Genomic DNA, 23,993 nt, shown 5'->3' on the forward strand with positions numbered 1-23,993 from the left:
TCTATTCCGCCGCGATCTTGCCGGCCAGGTGGCGGTTCTTCATAAGCTTGTAGATGACCGAATCCATCAGTGCCTGGAAGGAGGCGTCGATGATGTTCTCCGATACGCCGACTGTCCACCAGCGAACGCCGTCGCTATCGGTCGATTCGATCAAGACGCGTGTGATCGCTTCGGTGCCGCCATTGAGGATGCGCACCTTGAAGTCTGCCAGGACCAGGTCGTCGATCTCGTGCTGATATCTGCCGAAGTCCTTGCGCAGCGCGAGGTCGAGTGCGTTGACCGGACCATCGCCTTCCGCAACCGACATCACGGTGTTGCCGTCGATGACCAACTTCACGACGGCTTCCGAGACGATCTTCACGCGCCCATGCGAATCGAACCGCCGCTCGACCATCACGCGAAAGCCCTCGACAGCGAAGAATTGCGGGATGGTGCCGAGCGTCCGGCGGGCAAGCAGTTCGAAGCTCGCATCGGCACCTTCGTAGGCGTATCCGAAGGCTTCCCGTTCCTTGACCAGCGCGATCAGCCGATCGAGTTTCGGATCGTCCTTGCCGACGTCGATGCCGCGCCGTTTCAGCGCGTTGATGAAATTAGCCTTTCCGCCTTGATCTGAGACCATGACTTTGCGGAGATTGCCGACGCTTTCGGGTGTCACATGTTCGTAGGTGCGCGGATCCTTGAGCAGCGCCGAGGCATGGATTCCGGCCTTCGTCGCGAACGCCGACGCCCCGACGTACGGCATCTGGTGATCCGGCGACCGGTTCAAAAGTTCATCAAAGGCATGCGACAGGCGAGTGAGGTTCAACAGCCGATCGGCATCGATCGAGGTTTCGAACCGGGACGAATAGGTCTCCTTGAGCGCCAGCGTCGGGATCAGCGTCACGAGGTTGGCGTTGCCGCATCGCTCGCCGATACCGTTGAGGGTGCCCTGGATCTGCCGCACGCCGGCTTCAACAGCCGCCAGCGTATTGGCGACTGCCTGGCCGGTGTCGTTATGTGCGTGGATGCCAAGACAGTGACCGGGAACGCCAGCCGCGATGACAGCTTCGACGATGGCCCGGATCTCCGGCGGCTGGGTGCCGCCATTGGTGTCGCAAAGGACGACCCAGCGCGCGCCGGAATCATAAGCGGTCTTTGCGCAGGCGAGCGCATAGGCCGGGTTCGCCTTGTAGCCATCGAAGAAATGCTCGCAGTCGACCATCGCCTCCTTGCCGGCCCCGACGGCGGCCTTGACGCTTTCGGCGATACTCTCCAGATTCTCCTCGTTGGTGCAGCCGAGCGCAACCTTGACGTGGTAGTCCCAGCTCTTGGCGACGAAACAGATCGCGTCGCTCTGGGCCTGAAGCAGGCTCGCCAGCCCCGGATCGTTGGAAGCGGAAACACCGGCGCGCTTCGTCATGCCAAAGGCAACGAAGGAGGCCTGTGATGTCCGCTTCTCGCTGAAGAAGGCGGTGTCCGTGGGATTCGCGCCGGGGTAGCCGCCCTCGACGTAGTCGAGACCGAACTCGTCCAGCAGAATGGCGATTGCAATCTTGTCCTCCACCGAAAAATCGATGCCCGGCGTTTGCTGCCCGTCGCGGAGCGTCGTGTCGAAGAGGTAGATCTTTTCGCGTGTCATGGCGTTCCTCCCGTCGTTGCCCTGCGGCTCGCTATTGTTTTCCGGCAAATCTGTCCGTCGCACGGATCAGCTTGTCGAGAATGCCGGGCTCCGAATAAGCATGGCCAGCACCTTCGATCAGATGGAAATCCGCCTTTGGCCAGGCCTTGTGGAGCGCCCAGGCATAGCGTGCCGGGCACGGCATATCATAACGGCCGTGCACGATCACACCGGGAATATCCTTCAACTTGCCTGCATCCCTGAGGAGTTGCCCCTCATCCATCCAGCCGGCATTGACGAAAAAGTGGTTCTCGATGCGGGCGAAGGCGTATGCGAACTCGGCATTCTCGAATTTGCCGCTCGTCGAAGGCTCCGGCAGCAGCGTGATCGTTTCGCCTTCCCAGATGCTCCAGGCCCTGGCGGCTTCGAGGCGCACGGTCTTGTCGGCGTGCGTCAGCCGCCGGTTGTAAGCGAGCATCATCTCGTGGCGCTCTTCCGGTGGGATCGGCGCGATGAAGCGCTCCCACTTGTCTGGAAACATCTCGGAGACGCCGAACTGATAGTACCAGTCGAGCTCCGCTTTTGTCAGCGTATAGATGCCGCGTACAATCAGCTCGGAGACGCGCTCGGGATGTTTCTCTGCATAGGCTAGCGCCAGCGTCGAGCCCCATGAGCCGCCAAAGACCTGCCACTTCTCGGCACCGGCCATCTCACGCAGCCGCTCCATGTCGGCAACCAGGTCCCAGGTCGTATTGGCATTGAGGTCTGCATGCGGCGTGGACTTGCCGCAGCCGCGCTGGTCGAACAGCGTGACGTCATAGAGGGCGGGATCGAAAAGCTGGCGATGGCTAGCCGAAAATCCGCCGCCAGGGCCGCCATGCAGGAAGACGGCCGGCTTGGCGCCGGGCGTGCCGGAGCGCTCCCAATAGATGACGTGGCCATCGCCGACATCGAGGTGACCGGAAGCATAGGGTTCGATTTCGGAATAGAGCGTACGCAGGAGTTCAGTCATAACTTAACGCCTTCGGATGGCCAAATATTGGTATTGTGGTCGGGATGCTGGAAGGAAATGATCGCCTCCTGCCGCGAGTAGAAATCAGGGTCGGTGTGAACCGGCTGGTCGAAGATCGTCTCGACCCACGGAATGCGAGCGGCGTAGTTCACCTGAATCTGCGGCGCCAGATCGCTGCGGTCGTCAAACGTACCGATTGCAAGCTCCAGCCCACCGGGATGCCGGTAGGTCATCGGCGTGCCGCAGTTCTTGCAGAAGCCGCGCTCGATGTTGATCGACGACTGGAAATAGCTGGGCTCGCCGCGCGTCCATTCCATGCCCTCGTCAGGTGCCGTCACCAGCGCAGAGAAGAAGCCGCCGAATTGCTTCTGGCACATCCGGCAATGGCAGATCGATGGCCGCCCGAGCTTACCGCTAATGCGGAAGCGCACGGCGCCGCACTGGCAACCGCCGGTTCGGATGGGTTCATTCATGACGATGCTCCGCTTGGCCAATGGGTGTCGTGATCGGGGTGCTGGTGATTGGTTGCCACAATCGCGTTTTCTCTATCGGGCGTTTTGGCATCTGGTTCGATCGGCAGGCCGTCCAGTTCGTGAAACCAGATCATTTTACGCACGGTGTTCGATTGCATTACCGGCTTCACTCTTTCCGGATCGTCGAGTGATCCAAGCACGATATTGATGAAATCCGCCCCTGGAAGGTCGTAGAAGAGGGGCGTCCCGCAAGTCCCGCAGAAGCCACGTCGCACGACATCCGAGGAATGAAACCACGTGGGTGTTCCGCGGGTCAGCGCGAAGTCCGATTTCTGCGCGGCAGCCAGTGGCATGAAGTAGTTTCCGGCCGCCTTCTGGCACATGCGGCAATGGCAGAGATGCGGATAGTCGAGTTCGCCGGCGGCGCGATAACGAACCGCGCCGCATTGACACCCTCCGCTAAGAGCCGCAGGACTTGTCACGCGCGCTCTCCTTCCGGCCACGCGGCCGTGTCGTGATCGGGATGCTGATAGGAGACGATCTCCAGCACGAAAGGGGCGGCCTGGGCGTCGTCTTCGGTAACGCGCGCGGGAAGCTCGTGCAGATGGTCAACAAAACCGATCTTGCGCTCGGTTCCAAACTGGATGACTGGTGGCAGGGCAGCCGGGTCGTCGAATGCGCCGGCCGCAATCGCGATGCCGTCGGGCGCCTCGTAGGTCAGCGGCGTGCCGCAATCGCCGCAGAAGCCGCGCTCCACATAGTTGGACGAGCGGAATTTCTTCCGCTTGCCGCGCGTCCATTCCAACGCCGCGTCGCGCACCGAGACGAGCGGCGCATAATATGCACCGAACGCCTTCTGGCACATTCGGCAATGACATATCGACGAATCCTTCAGCGCCCCGCGGACGTGAAATCGGATCGCCCCGCACTGGCAGCCACCGGTATAGTCGATCATCGCTTCAACTCCCACTTCGTGACGCGCTCGCCGGTCGTCGCATCCTTGCTGTCCTTAAGCTGGATGCCTTCTGCCAGCAGCGTGTCACGGATGCTGTCTGCCTCGGCGAAGTTCTTCGCCTGCAACAGGTCCAGCCGCGCCCTGACGCGCCTGTCGATCTCGATGGCGACAGCCTCGTCGATTTCGGCAGCTTGTGGCAGAACACCAAGCAAGTCGGCGCTTGCGGCGAAGGCCGCGTGATCGCCGGAGTGGGCAAGTGCGTGCAGCGCCTGGATCGCTGCGACCGTATTGAGGTCGTCGGCCAGAGCGTCGACAACCGCCGGATCCGGCTTTGCATCACCCGCTTCGGCTGCCGGCCACTTGGAAAGCAGCCGCTCAGCTTCTTCCAGCCGCTTGATCGAAAAATCGATCGGTTCGCGGTAGTGCGTCATCAGCATCGCGAGGCGCAACACCTCACCCGGCCATCGGCGTCCGCCGAATTTCTCGGTGTGCAGCAATTGGTAGATCGTGACGAAGTTGCCTTCGGACTTCGACATCTTGCGGCCCTCGACCTGCAGGAAGCCGTTGTGCATCCAGACATTCGCCATGACCTTGGTGCCATGGGCGCAACGCGATTGCGCGATCTCGTTCTCGTGGTGCGGAAAGATCAGGTCCAGCCCACCGCCGTGGATATCGAAGACGTCGCCGAGATATCGCCCGCTCATGGCCGAGCATTCGATGTGCCAGCCGGGACGGCCGCGGCCCCATGGGCTCTCCCAGCCGGGCTCGCTCGGGCTCGATAGCTTCCACAGCACGAAGTCGCCGGGGTTCTTCTTGTGCGCATCGACGGCGATGCGGGCACCCGCCTGCTGCTCGTCGAGATTGCGCTTCGAAAGCTGCCCGTACTCCGCCATGGATTTGGTATCGAACAGAACTTCGCCGGCGGCCTTGTAAGCATGGCCGTTGGCGATCAGCTTCTCGATGATAGCAATCATTTCGGCGATATTGTCGGTCGCGCGCGGCTGCACGGTCGGATCGAGGCAGCCGAGCGACGTGGCGTCGTCCAGAAACTGCTTCTCCGTCTTCTCGGTCACGGCCCGGATTGCCTGGTTGAGCGACAGGCCGGGATAGTCTCGCAACGCCCGGGCGTTGATCTTGTCATCGACGTCGGTGATGTTGCGCGCGTAGGTCACGCGATCGCCGCCATAGACGTGATTCAACAATCGGAACAGCACGTCGAAGACGATGACCGGACGCGCATTGCCGATATGGGCGAAGTCGTAGACGGTCGGACCGCAGACATACATGCGGACATTCTGCGGATCGATGGGCGCAAAGGCCGACTTCTCCCGCGTCAGCGTGTTGTACAGCTTCAGTTCCGGCGTCTTTGATTCCGGCTGACCGGCCATGTCTACTCTCCCAAAATGCAATGATCCGAAAAATACTTCCACCGGCGGGCCGGGGCGTTTCTCATCTTGGACTTTTAGGAGACGAAAACGGCCAGGCCAGCGAGCGCGCTAGCGAATAATATTCCGGCAGATGATGCAGGTAACCGTTTTCATGGCGGGTTTTATGGCCCGGCTTTGGTGTTTGGTCAAGGGGCGAGATGCGGTACGGCGTTGCCTGAGCAATCGATCCAGCGAATCGATTGAAGCCCCGAACGCCCTAAGCGAAAGCACAGGCCGGCAGGTCGCCAAATATCACGGCGACCCAAAATTCTGCTAGACAAGAACCAAACCCGGCTCGAGGAATCCGCGTGAAGCCACTGAACCAAGCCATGACGGGTATCGCGATTTTGGCAGTCGCATCCGCGTCGTACCTCGCTTACGATCGCGCTATGGCTCCTTTCGCTCCTCCATCGCTCGAAGACTATCCCCTTCAGGGTATAGATATCAGCCACCACCAGGGCAGCATCGATTGGAAAAAGCTCGCCGCGCAGCCGAATGTCCGCTTCGCCATCATTAAGGCGACCGAGGGTGGAGATCACAGGGACACGCGATTTGCAGAGAATTGGCAGGCGGCGAAGGAAGCGGGCATCGTGCGCGGCGCCTATCATTTTTTCACCTTCTGCCGCCCCGGCCGCGAGCAGGCGCAGAACGTGCTCTCTACGGTCCCGGTGGAGTCCGGAACGCTGCCGATCGCGATCGATCTCGAATTCACCGGCAATTGCGGCAAGGTTCCGAAACGCGAAGAGCTGAGTGCGGAGATCAACGACTTTCTCGGCGTATTGAAGGCAGCCTATCCCGGCAAGCCGATCTTCTACCTCAACCAGCAATTCTTCGATCAATATCTGAAGGGCAACGAAGCAAGCTTTCCAGAGCACCATCTCTGGCTGCGAAGCATTGCGGCTGAGCCGGATCGGGGCGATTGCGGCCATTGGTCGATATGGCAATTTGCCGACAACGGAACGCTGGACGGCATCGGGAGGCCGGTCGATCTCAATGCGCTATGCCCGTCTGGTGCAGATCTGGCTCATCTGTTCCCGACAATGACTTCTGAGTAACCCGAGGATTACTCGGGTAGCCGGTAATCCACGAGCTTGCTCTCGCGCACGATGAACAGTTTGCCGGTCTCGGTCACATCGGGTCCCACCAACGGCAGGATCGCCTTCGCGACTTCGGATGGATGCGGCAGGGTCTCGGGGTTTTCCCCCGGAATGGCCTGTGCGCGCATCGCTGTGCGCGTAGCGCCCGGGTCGACGCTGGTGATGCGAAGCTGCGTGCTCTGGCTCTCTCCAGCCCAGGTGCGGGCAAGCGCCTCGACTGCCGCCTTGGAAGCGGAGTAGGGACCCCAGAACGGACGACACTTGTGGGCGGCACCCGATGAGAGGATGACCGCGCGACCCGCATCCGAGCGTGCCAGCAGCGGATCGACCGAGCGGATGAGCCGCCAGGTGGCCGTCACGTTGATGGTCATCACCTTCTCGAAGGTCTTCGCCTCGATGTGGCCGATCGGCGAGATCACGCCGAGCACGCCGGCATTGGCAACGAGAATGTCGAGCTTGCCCCAGCGCTCGAAGATCGAGGCGCCGAGCGCGTCGATGGCGTTCATGTCGGCGAGGTCGAAGGGAACGAGCGTCGCGGAGCCGCCAACCGCCTTGACGGCGTCGTCGAGATCCTCAAGGCCGCCCACGGTGCGGGCGCAGGCGATCACATGGGCGCCGGCCTTGGCCAGCTCCAGTGCCGTGAAGTAGCCGATACCACGCGACGCACCGGTGACGAGTGCGATCCTGTCCTTGAGATTGACGCTCATTATGCCTTGTTCCGAATTTCGCAGGGAGATGCGAGGGGCGCAGTATGCCCCTCCACGGGAATGAAACGACCCGGATCAGCCGTTGCTGGCCATCACGGCCAGCTTGCGCACGTTGCTGGTGCTGTCCTGGTCGAGCAGACGGGTCGGATAGTCGCCGGTGAAATAATGGTCGGTGAACTGCGGGCTGGCGTTATCGCGATTTTCGCCGCCAACCGCGCGGTAGAGGCCGTCGATCGACAAGAACTGGAGCGAGTCTGCACCGATATAGTCGCACATCGCCTTCAGGCTCGTATACTGGTTGGCCAGCAGCTTGTCCGCGTCGGGCGTGTCGATACCGTAGAAATCGGGGAAATAGATCATCGGGCTGGCGACGCGGATGTGCACTTCCTTGGCGCCGGCATCGCGAATCATCTGGACGATCTTGAGGGAGGTGGTGCCGCGCACGATCGAGTCGTCGACCAGAACCACACGCTTGCCTTCGATCATCGCCCGGTTGGCGGAATGCTTCAGCTTGACGCCCAAAGCGCGGATCTGCTGCGTCGGCTCGATGAAAGTTCGGCCGACATAGTGATTGCGGATGATGCCGTATTCGAAAGGAATGCCGCTTGCTTGGGCAAAGCCAAGTGCTGCCGGTGTACCGCCGTCCGGAACCGGTACGACGACGTCTGCTTCGACGGGCGATTCCTTTGCGAGGTTGATGCCCATGTTCTTGCGGGCAACATAAACGCTGCGGCCGCCGACGACGGAGTCGGGACGGGCGAAGTAGACATATTCGAAGAGGCACAGTCGCTCCTGCTTCGGCGCGTCCGGCTTGCGGGCGTCGATGGTGATCGAGCCGTCCGGCTGGATCTCGCAGATGACGACTTCGCCGTTCTCGACGTCGCGAATGTACTTCGCGCCGATGATGTCGAGCGCACAGGTTTCCGAACAGAAGATTGGCTTGCCATCGAGTTCGCCCATGACGAGAGGGCGGATGCCGATGGGGTCGCGTGCGGCAATAAGCTTCGTGCGCGTCATCGCCAGCATTGAATAGCCACCTTCCATTTGGCGGATCGCATCGATGAAGCGGTCTGAGGAAGAAGCCTGCTTGGAGCGGGCAATCAAGTGAAGAACGACTTCGGTATCCGAGGTTGACTGACAGATGGCGCCGTCTGCAATCAACTGGCGGCGGAGCGTCAGGCCGTTGGTGAAGTTGCCGTTATGGGCTACAGCAATGCCGCCGACTTCAAGTTCGGCAAAAAGCGGCTGGACGTTGCGCAGCGCCACTTCGCCCGTCGTGGAGTAACGTGTATGGCCGATCGAGATGAAGCCTGGAAGCTTCGCAAGCGTTACCGGATCGGTATAGTGGTCTCCTACGAGACCCATCCGCTTTTCGGTATGGAACTGCTTGCCGTCGAAGGAGACGATGCCGGCGGCTTCCTGACCGCGGTGCTGCAGCGCATGCAGGCCGAGCGCCGTCAGCGTCGCGCCGTCGGGGTGCCCGAGAACGCCGAACACTCCGCATTCCTCGTGGAGCGTATCGCCATCGAGTTCATCGTTGAGCGTGGAGGAAGGGGACTGGTTCATTGATGCGGGCCTTTGCTCTCACAAGAATGGATCGGCATTTCCAAAAACGGCTGAGGCCCGACGGAGCGGATGCCCGGCCGGACCTTTAGTCACGTCCCGCTCAAATGGCAATTGCCATGTGCCGGGTCAAGCTGTTGAACACTGCGTCAATTAGACGGCTGCTGTGCACCATTTGCAGGGGCGGGCGTGGCATCTTCGGCCGGCGCCTGATCGGATGCAGGCGCATTGCCACCTTCCGAATTGCCGCCCTGCGGCTGAATCTTCTCCATCACGCTTGCCCGCACCATTTGGGCAAACTCAGCCGGCAACACCGACTGCAGTTTCACGACCATCGAATCCAGGAACGGCTTGGACTTCGCACTGTTGACCCAGTTCGGGCGGTGATCGACATCAACGAGCCAGTTCCAGAAGGCGGTGGCGACGACGAGCAGAAGTATGCCCCTTGCTGCGCCGAAGAGAAAGCCCAAAGTGCGGTCGAGCGCGCCGATGCGGCTGTCAATGATGAAATCTGCGATCTTCATGGTGATGAAGGAGATCACGATCAGTGCGATCAGGAACACCACGGCTGCCGAACCGACGATCGCGATGCGATCGTCATCGGTGTACTTCTTCGCATAGGGAACGAGGTACGGATAGAAATAATAGGCCGCGGCCGCAGAGCCGCCCCAGCTGGCGATCGAAAGAACTTCGCGGGAGAAGCCGCGCACCATTGCAAGTACGGCGGAGAAAAGAACGACGCCGATGACAATACCGTCGAAAATCGTAATGGGCATATAAATTCAACTCCAGGACGTCCGCTTAACCGCGGCTCAGTCGCGCCTCATTGCGTGCTTCCTATATCATCACCGATGGCGGCGATGAAAGGATCAAACCTCATCTTCCACACGTCGCAGTGCGCCTTTGGAGCCCGCGATCCGTGCAACCAGATCCGGCAGGCTTTCGATCTCGCTCCAGCGACCATTTGTGCCCTTCGGCAGTTCGGCGGACCCTGACGGCAGCAACGCTGCAGAAAACCCCAGCTTCTCGGCTTCTTTGAGGCGCTGGGCGGTGTGCGCAACCGGCCGGACGGCGCCCGACAGGCTGACTTCGCCGAAATAGACACAATCGGCGGGAAGGGCAATACCAGCGAGCGATGAAACCAGAGCCGAGGCGACCGCAAGGTCGGCTGCAGGCTCGGAAATGCGGTAGCCGCCGGCAATGTTGAGATAGACGTCGTGCTGTCCGAGCCGCACGCCGCAATGGGCCTCAAGCACGGCGAGGATCATCGACAGGCGCGCGGAGTCCCAACCGACGATCGCCCGGCGCGGTGTCCCGAGCGATGTTGGCGCCACCAGGGCCTGCACCTCGACGAGAATCGGACGCGTTCCTTCCATGCCCGCGAAAACTGCCGCACCCGGCGATTTCGCATTGCGTTCACCAAGAAAGAGCTCGGATGGATTGGCGACTTCCCTCAGGCCCCTGTCGGACATCTCGAAGACGCCGATTTCATCGGTTGGCCCGAAGCGGTTCTTGACCGTACGCAGGATCCGGTGGTGATGACCGCGATCCCCTTCGAAATAGAGAACGGCATCGACCATATGCTCGACCACACGCGGACCGGCGATCTGGCCGTCCTTGGTGACGTGCCCGACAAGCACCATCGCGGCACCGGTCTGCTTGGCAAAGCGGATCATCGACTGCACGCCGGTGCGCACCTGGGTAACCGTGCCGGGTGCGGATTCTGCAAGCTCGCTCCATAGCGTCTGGATGGAGTCGATGATGACGAGATCCGGCCGCTTGCCTTCGGCGAGCGTGGCCAGAATGTCCTCGACGTTGGTTTCCGCCGCCAGCAACACATCGGTATCGGCAGCTTGCAGTCGTTGCGCGCGAAGTCGCACCTGTGCGACCGCCTCTTCGCCCGAGACATAGATGATCCGATGGCCGCGACGCGAAAGCGCTGCCGCCCCCTGCATCAGCAGCGTCGACTTGCCGATGCCGGGGTCGCCGCCGATCAGCACGGCCGAGCCGCGTACGAAGCCGCCGCCGAGCGCCCGATCGAGTTCGGATATCCCGGTTTGGATGCGGGGTGCTTCCTCGATCTCGCCGGAAAGCGCTGTGAGCGCCACCGCACGGCCCTTCTTCGGTGTCTTTGCCGGGCCGCCGCCGATTCCGCCCATCGGGTCTTCCTCGACGATGGTGTTCCACTCGCCGCAGCCCTCGCACTTGCCCGCCCACCTGTTGTGAATCGCGCCGCAGTTCTGGCAGATGAATTGTGTCCTGGCCTTCGCCATCAATTGCCGCTTTCGTTCAAACGGCCGGGCTGTTGCCGGCTCGAATCAGTCTGGTTGCTCAGATAATCATTCGCGGCATCGATCAAAACTAATGATTTTCCTATCAGAGGTCTCGGTGGCATCAATTCTCCACTTTCTCAGAGGCTGGACGATGCTCGATTACTCGCTCGCACACTGGATCACGTTTCTTTCGGCAGCAGTACTTCTCAATCTGTCGCCGGGGCCGGATATGGCGTTCATCCTCGGCCATACGATCAAGAGTGGGATACGTACGGGCTTTGCAGCGCTTTTCGGCGTTTGGACCGGCGCATGCCTGCATGTGGCAACCACGGCATTCGGCCTCTCGGCAATCCTTGCCGCGTCTGCGACGGCGTTCTCGGCCGTGAAGTGGGTCGGCGCGTTCTATCTGGTCTGGCTCGGGATCCAGTCTTTGCGCTCGAACGGAGAGGGAGGCCTCGTCAAGGACGCGGGGGACGCCTTGCCCTGGCGTCGCGTCTATCGGCAGGGGATTTTCGTCTCGCTGCTCAATCCAAAGGTCGCGATTTTCTTTCTGGCCTTCCTACCGCAGTTCGTGGTCGAGGGAGCTGGCCCTACATGGCTCCAACTTGCGGTTCACGGCGTCCTGATCATCGTCGTCGCAGTCTTCATCGAGCCTCCGCTCATTCTGGCCGGTGGCCGCATTGCGGATCTGATCAAACGCCGGCGGAGCGTCGGCCTGTGGCTCGACCGTGGGCTTGGAGCCTTGCTGGTGGCCCTTGGCGTGCGGTTGGCTCTGACGACGCGCTAGACCGCGTCGCTTTCGTCCTCCACGACGTAACGCCGCTCATGGCGCAGCCCGATGTTGGTCAGGATCTCGTAGCCGATCGTTCCCGCTGCCCGCGCGACATCGTCGACGGCAATGTTCTTTCCGAATAGTTCTACGTAATCGCCTGCGAGCACTGCGGTTTCCGGCAGACCCGTGACGTCGAAGATCGTCAGGTCCATGGTGATGCGCCCTGCGACGGGTACCTTCCGGCCGGCCACGAAGCCTTGCCCACCCTGTGGCACGCTCTGGCGCAGCGGCACACCGCCGCTCGACTGGCTGCGCATATAGCCGTCAGCGTAGCCGGCGGAAACGATCGCCAGGCGGCTGTCGCGCGTCAAACGCACCGTGCTGCCGTAGCTGACGGATTGGCCGGCGTTGGCTGTGCGAACCTGGACGACCCGCGCCTGCGCGGTCACCACAGGCCTCATCGGATTGGCCATCCCACTGACGGCCTCGCCGCCATAGATGGAGATCCCGGGGCGGGTGAGGTCGAAGTGATAGTCGCTGCCGAGAAAGATGCCTGCCGAGGCCGCAAGGCTTGAATCGATACCTTCATACGCGGCGCTAACCTTGCGGAATGATTCAAGCTGCTGCTTGTTCATCGCCGCCGTGGGGTCGTCAGCGCACGCAAGGTGGCTCATGACGAGAACCGGCGCGAAGCTCGCAGGACGCGAGACGTCGTCGGCAATTGCCATCGCCTCGTCCATGGCAATTCCCAGGCGGTTGAAACCGGTATCGACGTTGAGCGCGCAGGGGTAATCGCCATAGTTGGACAATACGGCCATCCAGAAAGCAAGCTGTTCCTCCGAGGAGATCACCGGGACCAGATCGTTCTCGAAGAAACGGCGTTCGGTGCCAGGCCATATACCGGCAAGAACGAAAATGCGGGCGTCCGGCGCATAAAGCCTGAGCGTCACGCCTTCATCGACCGTGGCAACGAAGAAGTCCCTCGCACCGGCCATGTAGAGCGCTTCGCCGGCGTCCTCGATGCCCGTGCCGTAGGCGTCGGCCTTTACCACGGCTGCGGCCCGCGCACTGCCGGAGCGGCGGGTCATATCCTTCCAGTTCTCGGTGAGCGCAGTCAGGTCGACAGTGACGCGCAAGCCGGCAGAGGCAAAAGGATCGTCTTCGAATGCGTCGGAAATGTCAGTCATGATCCACATCAAAAAATTGGCCGGAGACGAGTCTCCGGCCAGCTTAGACGTCAACTGTGAAGAACGAAAGGCCGAGTTGAATCAGGGCGACTTAGTGTTCCTCGTACTGAATGAACGACGGATCGGCGAGGTCGGCGAAGCGTGTGAATTCCGACTGGAAGGCGAGCTTCACGGTTCCGGTCGGTCCGTGACGCTGCTTGGCGATGATCACGTCCGCCGTCCCCTTCACCTTGTCGAACAGTGCTTCCCATTCAGGATATTTCGGATCGGCGATGTCGCGCGGCTCGCTGTTCTTGACATAGTATTCCTCGCGGAACACGAACAGAACCACGTCGGCGTCCTGCTCGATCGAGCCCGATTCGCGAAGGTCGGAGAGCTGCGGACGCTTGTCGTCGCGGCTTTCGACCTGACGCGAGAGCTGGGAGAGGGCGATGATCGGAACATTCAGTTCCTTGCCGAGGGCTTTCAGGCCGGTGGTGATCTGGGTAATTTCCTGCACGCGGTTCTCACCTGACTTGCCTGAGCCGGTCATGAGCTGGATGTAGTCGACGACCAGGCAGTCGAGACCGCGCTGGCGCTTGAGACGGCGGGCGCGGGCCGAAAGCTGGGCGATCGAGATACCACCAGTCTGGTCGATGTAGAGGGGCACCTTCTGCATCATCATGGAGCAGGCGACGAGCTTTTCGAAATCGGCATCGTTGATGTCACCACGGCGGATCTTCGACGAGGAGACTTCCGTCTGCTCGGAGATGATGCGGGTGGCGAGCTGTTCGGACGACATTTCGAGCGAGTAAAATCCGACGACGCCGCCGTTCTTCGCCTTCATGCTGCCGTCAGCCTGGACTTCGCCCTCATAGGCGGCGGCGATATTGTAGGCGATGTTGGTCGCAAGCGAGGTTTTGCCCATACCCGGACGACCTGCAAGGACAATCAAGTCGGAGCGCTGCAGACCACCCATTTTGGAATCGAGCGAGTGAATGCCGGTCGAGATGCCGGAGAGGCCGCCATCGCGTTCCTTGGCGACGGCCGCCATATCGATCGCCAGCGCGACGGCATCGTTGAAAGCCTGGAAGCCGCCGTCATAGCGACCGTTTTCGGCGAGTTCGAACAGGCGGCGCTCGGTGTCCTCGATCTGCGTCTGCGGCGGCATGTCAAGCGGCGCATCGTAGGCGATGTTGACGACATCCTCGCCGATGGTAATCAGCGCGCGGCGCAGCGCCAGATCGTAGATCGCGCGGCCATAGTCCTCAGCGTTGATGATCGTCACGGCTTCGCGGGCGAGACGAGCAAGATACTCGGAGACAGTCATGTCCCCGACCTTGTCGTCGGCCTTCAGAAAGGTCTTGATCGTCACCGGATTGGCGATCTTGCCCATGCGGATGATGTCGCCGGCGACCTCGTAGATCTTGCGGTGAAGCGGCTCATAGAGATGTGGCGGCTTGAGGAAGTCCGACACCCGGTAGTAGGCATCGTTATTCATGAGGATCGCGCCTAGCAGTGCCTGCTCGGCTTCGATGTTGTTGGGTGCTTCGCGATAGTGCTGCTCCGCCGGAGCAACAGCGGCAATCTTTCGAGCGACGTCGTTCATCTTGATCCGTTCTGTCTTTTTCAGCTTCGGGTGTGCAGCGCACCGGGTGCAAAATCAAGTGTCAGGCGGGCGATGCCTTCGCTACGCCGTCGAAACGGGGAGGCTTTGCACACTGTTCGACTTCTCCACAGCCGAACTTGCGGTCAAATCAAAAATACCGAAAGTGTCACCTTGAGGACACGACACAAAACGACTCACTTTGGCCAGCGTACGTGCTAGTTTATGCTGGACGGGCGAGGGTTGCATCCAAAACTCGTGTCGATGGCCCTTGAACAAATTAGAAAACATGATAGGTAGTATATATATAATTAGCGCACTAACGAAATGGACTAAATGTAATGACAAATCCCGTTCTCGGACGTGAACTCATCGAAGACCTGGCGGCGTTCAATCGAAAGCTCAGGGCCGTCTTCGACAAGATCGTCCGGGAGCGCAACATGACGCTGCCGCGCGCACGCGTCTTCTTCACGCTCAACAAGAAGGACGGCATCAACCAGAAGGAGCTCGCCGATCGCCTGGAGCTGGAGACGCCAACGCTGGTCAGGATCCTGGATGCGATGGAGGGGCAGGGCTTCGTCGAGCGCCGCATTGCCGGCTCGGATCGTCGCGCCAAGGAAATCTACATTACCGAGACCGGCAAGGTGGTTGCGGGCGAGATCGACGATATTGCAGTCAATGTACGCGCTCAGGTGATCGCCGGTATTTCCGAAAGCGATCTGAAGACTACCTTGAATGTGATACGGGCCATGCAGGCCAATCTTCAAGTCATCCGCGGTGTATGAGGTTGTGTGAATGAGCCTCGCCGAGACCGGCAACGACAAGGTTGCGCCGAAGGCGGCGGAAGAGGGCGCCGTCAAGCCGCCGCCGACACCGTCGATGTACATGGGCGCATCGCTCATGCTGTTTCTGACGCAGGGGCTCGGCATGAACCTCCTCACCGCGAACATCTATCAGCTCCAGGGGTCGTTCTCGGCGACCACCGCGGAGGTTTCATGGCTCTCGGCAGCCTACATGGCGCCTTACGCCAGCTTGTCGATCGCCCTCTTCAAAATCCGCACGCAGTATGGCCTCAGGCGCTTTGCCGAGCTTAGTATCATCTCTTTCGTTGTCGCTGCGGGCCTCAACCTTCTCGTCACCGATCTGCATTCCGCAATCGTTGTGAGGGCGATCAGCGGCATGGCCGCTGCTCCGCTATCCACGCTCGGCTTTCTCTATATGCTGGAGGCTTTCCCGCCCGAGAAGAAGCTTTCGGTCGGAATAAGCCTCGCGCTGATGTGCACGCTTTTTGCTGCTCCCGTTGCGCGAATCGTTTCTCCGTCCCTTTTGGATTTTGGCGGGTATCACGCTCTCTACATGCTCGAGATGGGACTCGCGCTGATCGCATTCGCGATTATCTATACAATGCCGCTCACCCCACCTCCGCGCTCTGTGGTGATCCAGCGGCTCGATGTCCTGAGTTATCTCCTGCTTGCGATCGGCTTCGGCTGCCTTGCGGTCGTCCTGACGCTTGGGCGTCTCTATTGGTGGTTCGAAGCGCCATGGCTCGGCGTTTTGCTTGCCGTTGCGGTCGGCTCTCTCTCCCTGATGCTCGTTATCGAGTTGCCGCGCGACAATCCGATGCTCGACTTCCGTTGGCTGCTGTCGGGTGCGAACATGCGGATGGCGGGCGCGCTCCTTCTCTTCCGTTTCGTATCTTCCGAACAGTCCTCCACGGCCGCCAATCTCTATCAGCAGCTTGGCGTTCTCAACGATCAGACCGTCACGCTCTATGCGGTTATCCTGCTTGCATCGCTGCTCGGCGGATTGTTCTGCACGCTGCTCATGACGACGCGCTACGTCGAGACTGCCCATATTCTTGCCCTGACGCTGATCGCGGCTGGCGCCTATATCGACAGTCAATCGACCAGCCTGACGCGCCCGGAACAGATGTATTTGAGCCAGGCAATGGTCGCCGCCGGCGCCGCCATGTTCCTCCCTCCGGTGATGGCAAGTGGATTCAAGGCGGCGATGGCGCGCGGCACGCCCTTCATCGTCAATTTCCTGGCGATTTTTCTGTTCACCCAGAGCATCGGCTCGCTTTTCGCATCGGCGATGCTCGGAACCTTCGTGACCATTCGTGAGAAATTCCACTCGAACGCAATGGTCGAACACATCCTCCTGCAAGACCCGGTGGTCGCGCAGCGCGTCTCCCAACTGGCGGCCGCCTATGGCAAGGTCATTACCGACACGACTCTGCTGAGCGCGGAAGGCGTCGCCCTGCTTGGCCAGCAGGTCACGCGTGAGGCCTATGTCCTCGCCTATAACGACACGTTCCTTGTGATCTGCCTTGCCTCGCTTCTGGCGCTGGCTGTTCTTCTCCTTCATCAAGCGTTGCGCCGGCTGCCCTGGTCTCGGGAAAGTGGGCAGGACGCCGCCGCAAACCAAACCTGATCCCAGAGTTCCGCGCATGTTGAAATTTTTCCGGTCTCCGACAAGCATGATCGCCTTCCTGGCAGGCATAGCGGGCGTGCTGCTCGTGCTTTACGCCTGGCGCCTTCCGCCGTTCGTCACTTCCGTTGAGACCACCGACAACGCCTATGTCAGAGGCCTCGTGACGATCATGAGCCCCCAGGTCGGCGGCTACGTCGTCGATGTGCCGGTTAAGGACTACGAGCAGGTGACGCAGGGGCAACTGCTGACAAGGATCGATGACAGGATCTATGTCCAGAAGCTCGCACAAGCGCGTGCCGCGCTGGATGGCCAGAAGGCCTCACTCGACAATTCGCGTCAGTCGGAACTCTCCGCCAGGGCAACCATCGCGTCCAGCGAGGCGCAAATCGACAGCGCCAACGCTTCGCTGAAGCGCGCGCAACTCGCTTGGGACAGAATAAGCAATCTCAACGATCGCGGGATCACATCTGCGAGCGAATCCGAGCAGGCGCAGGCAACGTTGGAGCAGGCCAAGGCCGCGTTGAACCAGGCGCAAGCGGCGCTGGAGGTTTCCAAGCAGAGCCTTGCGACGATCATCGTCAATCGCTCGTTGCTGGAAGCCAATGTGGCAAGCGCGGAAGCCACGGTGCATCTGGCGGAAATCGACCTTCATAACACCTCGATCGTGGCGCCGCGCGACGGCCGTCTCGGCGAAGTGGGCGTTCGCCTGGGACAGTATGTGGCGGCCGGCACGCAACTTATGGCCGTGGTCCCGGAAGACGTTTGGGTCGTCGCCAATTTCAAGGAAACCCAGCTTGAAGGGATGGAAGTGGGGCAGCCGGTGTCGGTTATCGTCGACGCTCTCGGAAAGCAGCGCCTGACTGGGCGCATAGAACGCTTTTCGCCAGCCGCGGGTTCGGAGTTTGCTGTTATCAAGCCGGACAATGCGACCGGAAACTTCATCAAGATCGCCCAGCGCGTCGGGGTGCGCATCAGCATCGATCCGGACCAGCCTATCGCCAAGAGCCTGACGCCCGGCCTGTCCGTCGTGGTCAACGTCGACAAGAGCGTCACGCCGGAACAGAACGCCGCGGCGAAATAGAAAAAGCCCGGCGCGAACCGGGCTTTCTGCATTCCGGAGATTGCTCTCCAGAAATACTATTCGTCGTCTTCTGCGTTGCCGTCAGCTTCCGGATCGAAAAAGTCTTCCGGACGCAGGGCGTCTTCGTCGACACCGTAGATGGCGTCGACGGAGGTGAGGGTCTCGCCCTTCAACTGGCGCTCGGCTTCTTCGGCCGAACGTGCAACGTTGAGTTCGATCTTGATTTCGACTTCGGCATGAAGCTGAAGCTCGATTTGATGCAAGCCGATTGCCTTGATCGGGGTGTTCAGGTGAACCTGGTTACGGCCGATGTTGAAGCCTTCTGCAGCGAGGATTTCAACGACGTCGCGAGCGGCGACCGAGCCGTACATCTGGCCCGTTTCGCCAGCCGAACGAACGACGATGAACGACTTGCCTTCGAGAACGTCGGCGACCTTCTGGGCTTCCGACTTGCGCTCGAGGTTGCGGGCTTCGAGCGTGGCGCGCTCGGATTCGAAACGTGTCTTGTTCGCAGCGTTGGCGCGCAGAGCCTTGCCGAGCGGCAGGAGGTAGTTACGAGCAAAGCCGTCGCGAACCTTTACGGTTTCGCCCATCTGGCCGAGCTTGGAGATGCGTTCGAGAAGAATGACTTCCATCTTCGTGTTCCTTTCGTGTCTCTAGATTTTCGTATCTGTCTGTTTGGGGGCATCACCATCCTTGTTCGGGGTGAGAGCGATCGCCTTCCGGGTATCGCTGAGACCCACCACGAGGATGAAAAAGGCTGGCACCATCAGCAGAAGCGATGCCAGGTAGCAGAGGATCAGCGCTGGCACGCGCCAATCCTTGCCGCGCGTGCGAAAATGCAGCGCGGCAAAACCGGAGAGCAGGAAGCCGGCGCCGAATGTGCCGACAAGCGTTGCTCCGATCATCGCCGGGATGCCGCCGAAGAAAGTGGCTGCAAGTCCGACGAGGAAGATGAAGATCGAGTTGCGGTTCATCCTCAGCGAGGATGGAATATCCTCGCGCGGGCGCAGGCCGCCGCCGGAGGCGCTGACGATGCGCGTGGCAATGTAGTAGGCTGCAAACAGCATGATCACCCACATGCCGCCCTGAATGGCCGGGAGCAGCAGAAGAACCAGCGACTTGGTCTGCGCGATCGTCGCCGCGTCAGGAGTAAATTCCGACTGTTGTTGTGCGATCGAGCCGAACAGGACGTCGACCAGCCGATCGATAAGATCCGGGCCGTAGCCGATCATCACGCCGACCACGATGACGGCAACCGTCACAAGCGCGCAGAGATGCAGCAGGATGTCGGACAATGGATACCATGCGATCAGGTGGTCGGGTCCACCAAGCTCGGCGGCAGGCCGGGCAAGATTGGCAAGATGGCTGATCCATCCCGCCGGCAGGAGGGTGACCAGCGTCATCATCAGTGCAAATGACGGCGAGATGGCGATCGCGCCGAGCACGGCAGCGGTAACCACCGCAGAAATGGCCGCGAGGTTGCCCCAGCCGAGGCCGACCAGAAGGATCGGAAGAGCGGAGGCAGCATAGAGAACGGAACTGAACGATGGCTGCAGGCTCGCGCCGAGCACCAGAAGTGCAGCGGTCAATCCGGCGAGCGCGCCGATACCCAGCATTTTAGTGTTCAATTGTTTCAAGGTCGCTGTCCTGCTTCATCAAGCAGTTAGAGGGACTTTCCTGAATCAGTTTCAGAAAGGCCTCAACATGGGTTTTAAGAGTTCCGATCCGCGCCCATCGCGAAAGGGAGAAGGGAAGGCATCGCTGCCTTCCCTCTATTCGGGCCGCGTCACCTGATTAAGCGACGACGTACGGCAGCAGGCCGAGGAAACGAGCGCGCTTGATCGCCTGAGCGAGTTCGCGCTGCTTCTTCTGCGAAACAGCTGTGATGCGGGAAGGAACGATCTTGCCGCGCTCGGAAATGTAGCGCTGCAGGAGACGAACATCCTTGTAGTCGATCCGCGGAGCGTTTGCGCCGGAGAACGGGCAGGTCTTGCGACGACGATGGAACGGGCGACGGACCGGAGCGGAGGAAGCTTCAGACATTCTCAGATCTCCTTATACACGGTCTTCGCGCGGGCGGCGCGGACGGTCTTCACGGTCACCGAAGCCACCTTCACGCGGAGGGCGAGGACCACGGTCGCGATCGCCGAAGCCGCCTTCACGCGGGCCACGGGCGCCATCACGCGGGCCGCGGTCGTCGCGGTCGCGCTTCTGCATCATGGCCGACGGGCCTTCTTCGTGCTTTTCAACAGCGATCGTCATGTAACGCAGGACGTCTTCGCTGATGCGCATCTGGCGTTCCATTTCCTGGATCGCAGCTGCCGGTGCATCGATGTCCATCAGGGCGTAGTGAGCCTTGCGGTTCTTCTTGATGCGGTAGGTGAGGGACTTGAGGCCCCAGTTTTCGATGCGCCCGACCTTGCCGCCGTTAGCTTCGATCACGCCCTTGTACTGTTCTACGAGGGCATCGACCTGCTGAGCGGAAATATCCTGTCGGGCAAGGAATACATGTTCATAAAGAGCCATGACAGCTTTGCCTTTCTTGCGTTGGTTCAACCCGATATTCGGCGGCTAAGCCTCAACGACTGCTCCTGAGAGACGACAAGCGCCAAGCAAGAAAAGCGTTCCGAGACGGTCGAGAGCGGAGACACGGGAGGCTGGAACGCTTCCGTTCCGACGATCTCCTTGCGAAAACCGGCCCTCCGTTCAGCCACCAGCCAGAAGACCGGGTTTGCGAACAGGGCGGCTTATACGGGTTTTTCATGGAAAGGCAAGGGGCGGGCGAGAATGTTGCTCGTCAGCTCACGACCGGGAAGCCCACCTTGCCCAGCCCTTCGAGGAAATGCGTGCGGTGGCGTTGATCGACATAGGGCGTCAGAACCTTCCAGTAGTGTTCGATGTCGGCCGGCACGTTGGACAGCGTCTCGGGAACGAGCCGTCGCGCCTCGGCTTGTCGGTCGAGTTGGCCGAGGCTCGCGAGAAGCACGACACGGTTGAAATATGCGCGGCGGAGCGAAAGTCCTCGTTCCGAGAAATGGACTGCCTCCTCGTAGTTGCCGAGATGGTAGTGCGAAAGCGCGATGCGATCGAGAATGAGATAGGTGAGCGGATCATGCGGGCTGAGCCGTAGCGCCATGTGCAGCGGATCGAGCGCCTGTGCGAAATGCCCGGTGAATATGCGCGCCCAGCCGAGCCCCATGTGCGCCAACGCAAGATTCGGATTGAGGTCGATCGCCTGCTGCGCCTCCTCGACCGCCGCAGGCGCATTCTGTCCGACGAAATGAGCAAGGCACATCGCATAGTGCGAATAGGGGTCGCGGTTGTCGAGCGCCACGGCGCGCTCCGCGGCGATGCGCAGCTCGACACTGTCGCGATCGACATCAACGCTGAAACCATGAAAGCATCGCGCGTAGAGCGAGCGGGCAAGCATCATATGGGCGCGGCCGAAATCCGGGTCGAGGGCAATCGCCCTGCGATGCCATTTAATCGCTTCCACGAAGTGCTCTGCGGTGTCTTGCGCATTGTGGAGCCACGTGCCGCGCATGTGGCTCTCGTAGGCGTCGAGATTGTCCGTAGTCCTCTGCTGGGCCCTTCGGCTTTCCCCAATGAGGATCTCAGGTTCGATCGCCCCAACCACGTTCTGCGTGAGTTCGTCCTGGATGGCAAAGATGTCCGTGATTTCCCGATCGTAGCGTTGCGCCCAGAGATGCACCCCGCTTTCTGCTTCGATCAGCTGGCCGGTTACGCGGACTCGTGTTCCCGCCCTGCGGACGCTTCCTTCGACAATATAGCGAACCCCGAGGTCGCGGCCGATCTGCTTCACGTCAACGGCGCGTCCCTTGTAGGCAAAGGACGAATTCTGCGCGATGACGAAGAACCATCGATAGAGCGAAAGAGCCGTTATGATATCTTCGGTGAGACCGTCGGCGAAAAACTCCTGCTCGGGATCGTCGGACATGTTGACGAAGGGGAGCACGGCAATCGAGGGCTTGTCGGGCAGCCGGAGTGGCCCGCCGAGTGCGCCAGCCTCAACCGGGTCCTCTCGACCCCAGTGTACCCTGTGGACTGGGACGGGGCGCGGGATGTTCTTTAGAGTGCGATCGCCCATCCGCACCATCGGAAAATCCAGCTTGCCTTCGATCTGATCCCGGACTGCACCCGAGATGCATATTCCAGCTGGCAACGCGACCTCTTGTAGCCTCGCCGCCACGTTCACACCGTCGCCGAGCAGGTTTCCTCCCGAGACGACGACGTCGCCGAGATTGAGCCCGAGGCGAAACTCCATTCTGCGGTCGGTCGGCAAGTCGGCGTTTCGGCGATGAAGGGCGCGCTGGATGGCAACGGCTGCGCGCACACCCTGCACAGCACTTTGAAATTCCGCCACGACACTATCGCCGGCGCTGCCGAAAATCCGCCCACCATGCTCCGACACGAGGTCGCCGATAGTGGCGTTGTAGGTGGCAAGCGTCGCAAGGGCTTCTTCCTCGTTGGTGGCAACGAGGCGACTATAGCCGGCGACGTCGCCGGCAAGGATGACTGCAAGCTTGCGCTCCACGGGGATGGCACTCCTGCGGCATTTGCCAGGGCCATCCGAAATTAGCTTAAATGAGGAAACTGTAGAAGCGGCAAATTGCAAATGGCGACAGCCTCCTCAAAGCCTCTCGTTGTGTCGGATACACGTCGTTCCGGGAGACTGTAGATTGACGCTGAGGTTGGATTTGCAGTGCCGGCCCTTCGTGCGGCAAAGGGCCGGCAAAGTTTGAACGACGTCTTAGATCGGCATCGGATACTGGCGATGCACTTTCTCGATTTCGGCCAGCACGTCGTGCGACAGTTTGAGGCTCGCTGCACCTACGTCTGTCTCAAGCTGTCTCATCGTCGTCGCGCCAATGATCACCGATGCCATGAAACGGCGCGTCAGGCAGAACGCGATTGCCATGGCAGAGGGATCGAGACCATGGCGGGCAGCGATCTCGATATAGGCCTTCGTCGGTGCTTCCTGAAGATGCTGCAGCCGGCCGCCGATGTCTCCGTTGATAGACCCGCGTGACCCTTCCGGCTTGGCGCCACCGAGATACTTGCCTGCCAGGATGCCGCCGGCGAGTGGCGAGTAGGCGAGCAGGCCGACATCCTCGTGATGGGAGAGTTCGGCCATGTCGAGGTCGTAGTGGCGGTAGAGCAAATTGTACTCGTTCTGGATGCTCACCACGCGCGGCAGCCCCAGCTGTTCGGCAAGCGTCAAATACTTCTGCGTACCCCAGGTCGTCTCGTTGGAGAGGCCGAACGCGCGAACCTTGCCCTCCTGCACCAGTGCGCCCATCGTTTCCAGGATTTCAGAGATGTTCGCCAGAGCCTTGGCACGATCCTGCTTGAAGGGATCGTAGTGCCATGCCTGACGGAAATGAAAGTGACCACGGCCCGGCCAATGGATCTGGTAGACGTCGACATAGTCGGTCCTCAGCCGCGTGAGGCTCGCTTCGATAGCAAGACGGATGTTCTTGGCATCGGCACCTTCGCCGGCGCGGATGTAGGCACGGCCGGGGCCCGCGACCTTGGTGGCAAGGACGATGTCCTTGCGCTTGCCGGTCTTCTGCAGCCAGCTGCCGATGAATTCCTCCGTCAGGCCCTGGGTCTCCACAGAGAGTGGCGTCGTTGGGTAAAGCTCGGCTGTATCGAAGAAGTTGACGCCGTTCTCGACGGAATAGTCCATCTGCCGGTGCGCTTCAGCCTCGGTGTTTTGCGTACCCCATGTCATCGTGCCGAGGCAGATTTCGGACACGGAAATATCGGTGCGGCCAAGTTTCTTGTATCTCATCTGGGTGCCTTGA

The 23,993-nt window shown here is 60.6% G+C and carries 23 protein-coding genes; 5 read left to right on the top strand and 18 right to left on the bottom strand.

Annotated elements, in window-relative coordinates:
* Position 1 precedes the first annotated feature (1 nt).
* From cimA to cysS, 6 genes are read right to left on the bottom strand one after another with little or no spacing between them, the layout of a single operon-like run.
* A complete protein-coding gene (gene cimA / locus AC1D2R_RS13425; protein ID WP_477967764.1) occupies positions 2-1,618 on the bottom strand; it encodes a citramalate synthase in 1,617 nt (538 codons plus the stop codon).
* A 31-nt stretch (positions 1,619-1,649) separates the two neighbouring features.
* Positions 1,650-2,609, bottom strand: a complete 960-nt coding sequence (gene pip / locus AC1D2R_RS13430; RefSeq protein WP_477967765.1) for a prolyl aminopeptidase — start codon at positions 2,607-2,609, stop codon at positions 1,650-1,652.
* Positions 2,606-3,082: a GFA family protein gene (locus tag AC1D2R_RS13435; RefSeq protein WP_477967766.1), complete on the bottom strand. Its 477-nt coding sequence runs from the start codon at positions 3,080-3,082 to the stop codon at positions 2,606-2,608. Before AC1D2R_RS13435 ends, pip begins: the two co-directional genes overlap by 4 nt.
* A complete protein-coding gene (locus AC1D2R_RS13440; RefSeq protein ID WP_477967767.1) occupies positions 3,079-3,564 on the bottom strand; it encodes a GFA family protein in 486 nt (161 codons plus the stop codon). The genes AC1D2R_RS13435 and AC1D2R_RS13440 overlap by 4 nt, the downstream gene beginning before the upstream one ends.
* Positions 3,561-4,037, bottom strand: a complete 477-nt coding sequence (locus AC1D2R_RS13445; RefSeq protein WP_477967768.1) for a GFA family protein — start codon at positions 4,035-4,037, stop codon at positions 3,561-3,563. The genes AC1D2R_RS13440 and AC1D2R_RS13445 overlap by 4 nt, the downstream gene beginning before the upstream one ends.
* On the bottom strand, positions 4,034-5,425 hold the full coding sequence (gene cysS / locus AC1D2R_RS13450) for a cysteine--tRNA ligase (RefSeq protein ID WP_477967769.1): 1,392 nt from the start codon (positions 5,423-5,425) through the stop codon (positions 4,034-4,036). Before cysS ends, AC1D2R_RS13445 begins: the two co-directional genes overlap by 4 nt.
* Before the next feature lie 368 nt (positions 5,426-5,793).
* Here cysS and AC1D2R_RS13455 point away from each other — a divergent pair, with 368 nt between their 5' ends.
* Positions 5,794-6,519 carry a glycoside hydrolase family 25 protein gene (locus AC1D2R_RS13455; protein ID WP_477967889.1) on the top strand — a complete coding sequence of 242 codons (726 nt, stop codon included), beginning with the start codon at positions 5,794-5,796 and terminating at the stop codon, positions 6,517-6,519.
* 8 nt (positions 6,520-6,527) lie between these two features.
* Here AC1D2R_RS13455 and AC1D2R_RS13460 read toward each other — a convergent pair whose 3' ends face one another.
* The 4 genes from AC1D2R_RS13460 to radA all read right to left on the bottom strand — a co-directional run bounded on the left by AC1D2R_RS13460 (position 6,528) and on the right by radA (position 11,104).
* Positions 6,528-7,268: an SDR family NAD(P)-dependent oxidoreductase gene (locus tag AC1D2R_RS13460; RefSeq protein ID WP_477967770.1), complete on the bottom strand. Its 741-nt coding sequence runs from the start codon at positions 7,266-7,268 to the stop codon at positions 6,528-6,530.
* A 75-nt stretch (positions 7,269-7,343) separates the two neighbouring features.
* Positions 7,344-8,834, bottom strand: a complete 1,491-nt coding sequence (gene purF, locus AC1D2R_RS13465; protein ID WP_477967771.1) for an amidophosphoribosyltransferase — start codon at positions 8,832-8,834, stop codon at positions 7,344-7,346.
* Between the two features lie 146 nt (positions 8,835-8,980).
* Positions 8,981-9,607 carry a CvpA family protein gene (locus AC1D2R_RS13470; RefSeq protein WP_477967772.1) on the bottom strand — a complete coding sequence of 209 codons (627 nt, stop codon included), beginning with the start codon at positions 9,605-9,607 and terminating at the stop codon, positions 8,981-8,983.
* A 93-nt stretch (positions 9,608-9,700) separates the two neighbouring features.
* Positions 9,701-11,104, bottom strand: a complete 1,404-nt coding sequence (gene radA, locus AC1D2R_RS13475; RefSeq protein WP_477967773.1) for a DNA repair protein RadA — start codon at positions 11,102-11,104, stop codon at positions 9,701-9,703.
* Between the two features lie 151 nt (positions 11,105-11,255).
* Here radA and AC1D2R_RS13480 point away from each other — a divergent pair, with 151 nt between their 5' ends.
* On the top strand, positions 11,256-11,891 hold the full coding sequence (locus AC1D2R_RS13480) for a LysE family translocator (RefSeq protein ID WP_477967774.1): 636 nt from the start codon (positions 11,256-11,258) through the stop codon (positions 11,889-11,891).
* Here the strand turns inward: AC1D2R_RS13480 and alr are convergent.
* The gene (gene alr / locus AC1D2R_RS13485) at positions 11,888-13,072 is read right to left on the bottom strand and encodes an alanine racemase (protein WP_477967775.1); all 1,185 of its coding nucleotides are present in this window, start codon (positions 13,070-13,072) and stop codon (positions 11,888-11,890) included. The two genes, AC1D2R_RS13480 and alr, sit on opposite strands and share 4 nt — an antisense overlap.
* Before the next feature lie 82 nt (positions 13,073-13,154).
* Entirely contained in the window at positions 13,155-14,651 is a 1,497-nt protein-coding gene (locus AC1D2R_RS13490; protein ID WP_477967776.1) for a replicative DNA helicase, read from the bottom strand.
* Positions 14,652-14,989: 338 nt separating this feature from the next.
* On the opposite strand from AC1D2R_RS13490, the gene AC1D2R_RS13495 reads away from it, so the two are divergent.
* The 3 genes from AC1D2R_RS13495 to AC1D2R_RS13505 are packed head-to-tail and all read left to right on the top strand — an operon-like array spanning position 14,990 to position 18,162.
* Positions 14,990-15,433, top strand: coding sequence for a MarR family winged helix-turn-helix transcriptional regulator (locus AC1D2R_RS13495; protein ID WP_477967777.1), 444 nt, complete (start codon positions 14,990-14,992; stop codon positions 15,431-15,433).
* A 10-nt stretch (positions 15,434-15,443) separates the two neighbouring features.
* Positions 15,444-17,081, top strand: coding sequence for an MFS transporter (locus tag AC1D2R_RS13500; protein ID WP_477967778.1), 1,638 nt, complete (start codon positions 15,444-15,446; stop codon positions 17,079-17,081).
* 16 nt (positions 17,082-17,097) lie between these two features.
* Positions 17,098-18,162 (top strand): HlyD family secretion protein, encoded by a 1,065-nt coding sequence (locus AC1D2R_RS13505; RefSeq protein WP_477967779.1) that lies wholly within the window; start codon positions 17,098-17,100, stop codon positions 18,160-18,162.
* A gap of 56 nt (positions 18,163-18,218) precedes the next feature.
* On the opposite strand, the gene rplI is transcribed toward AC1D2R_RS13505, so the two are convergent.
* The 6 genes from rplI to AC1D2R_RS13535 all read right to left on the bottom strand — a co-directional run bounded on the left by rplI (position 18,219) and on the right by AC1D2R_RS13535 (position 23,980).
* Positions 18,219-18,797, bottom strand: a complete 579-nt coding sequence (rplI, locus tag AC1D2R_RS13510) for a 50S ribosomal protein L9 (protein ID WP_477967780.1) — start codon at positions 18,795-18,797, stop codon at positions 18,219-18,221.
* 21 nt (positions 18,798-18,818) lie between these two features.
* On the bottom strand, positions 18,819-19,802 hold the full coding sequence (locus AC1D2R_RS13515) for a DUF2232 domain-containing protein (RefSeq protein ID WP_477967781.1): 984 nt from the start codon (positions 19,800-19,802) through the stop codon (positions 18,819-18,821).
* A 157-nt stretch (positions 19,803-19,959) separates the two neighbouring features.
* A complete protein-coding gene (gene rpsR / locus AC1D2R_RS13520; RefSeq protein WP_004680498.1) occupies positions 19,960-20,208 on the bottom strand; it encodes a 30S ribosomal protein S18 in 249 nt (82 codons plus the stop codon).
* Between the two features lie 12 nt (positions 20,209-20,220).
* Positions 20,221-20,691: a 30S ribosomal protein S6 gene (gene rpsF / locus AC1D2R_RS13525; protein ID WP_057472085.1), complete on the bottom strand. Its 471-nt coding sequence runs from the start codon at positions 20,689-20,691 to the stop codon at positions 20,221-20,223.
* 271 nt (positions 20,692-20,962) lie between these two features.
* On the bottom strand, positions 20,963-22,720 hold the full coding sequence (locus AC1D2R_RS13530) for an adenylate/guanylate cyclase domain-containing protein (protein ID WP_477967782.1): 1,758 nt from the start codon (positions 22,718-22,720) through the stop codon (positions 20,963-20,965).
* A gap of 216 nt (positions 22,721-22,936) precedes the next feature.
* Positions 22,937-23,980: an aldo/keto reductase gene (locus AC1D2R_RS13535; RefSeq protein WP_477967783.1), complete on the bottom strand. Its 1,044-nt coding sequence runs from the start codon at positions 23,978-23,980 to the stop codon at positions 22,937-22,939.
* Positions 23,981-23,993: the final 13 nt, after the last annotated feature.

The sequence above is a fragment of the Rhizobium sp. P1_C7 genome (assembly GCF_056406295.1).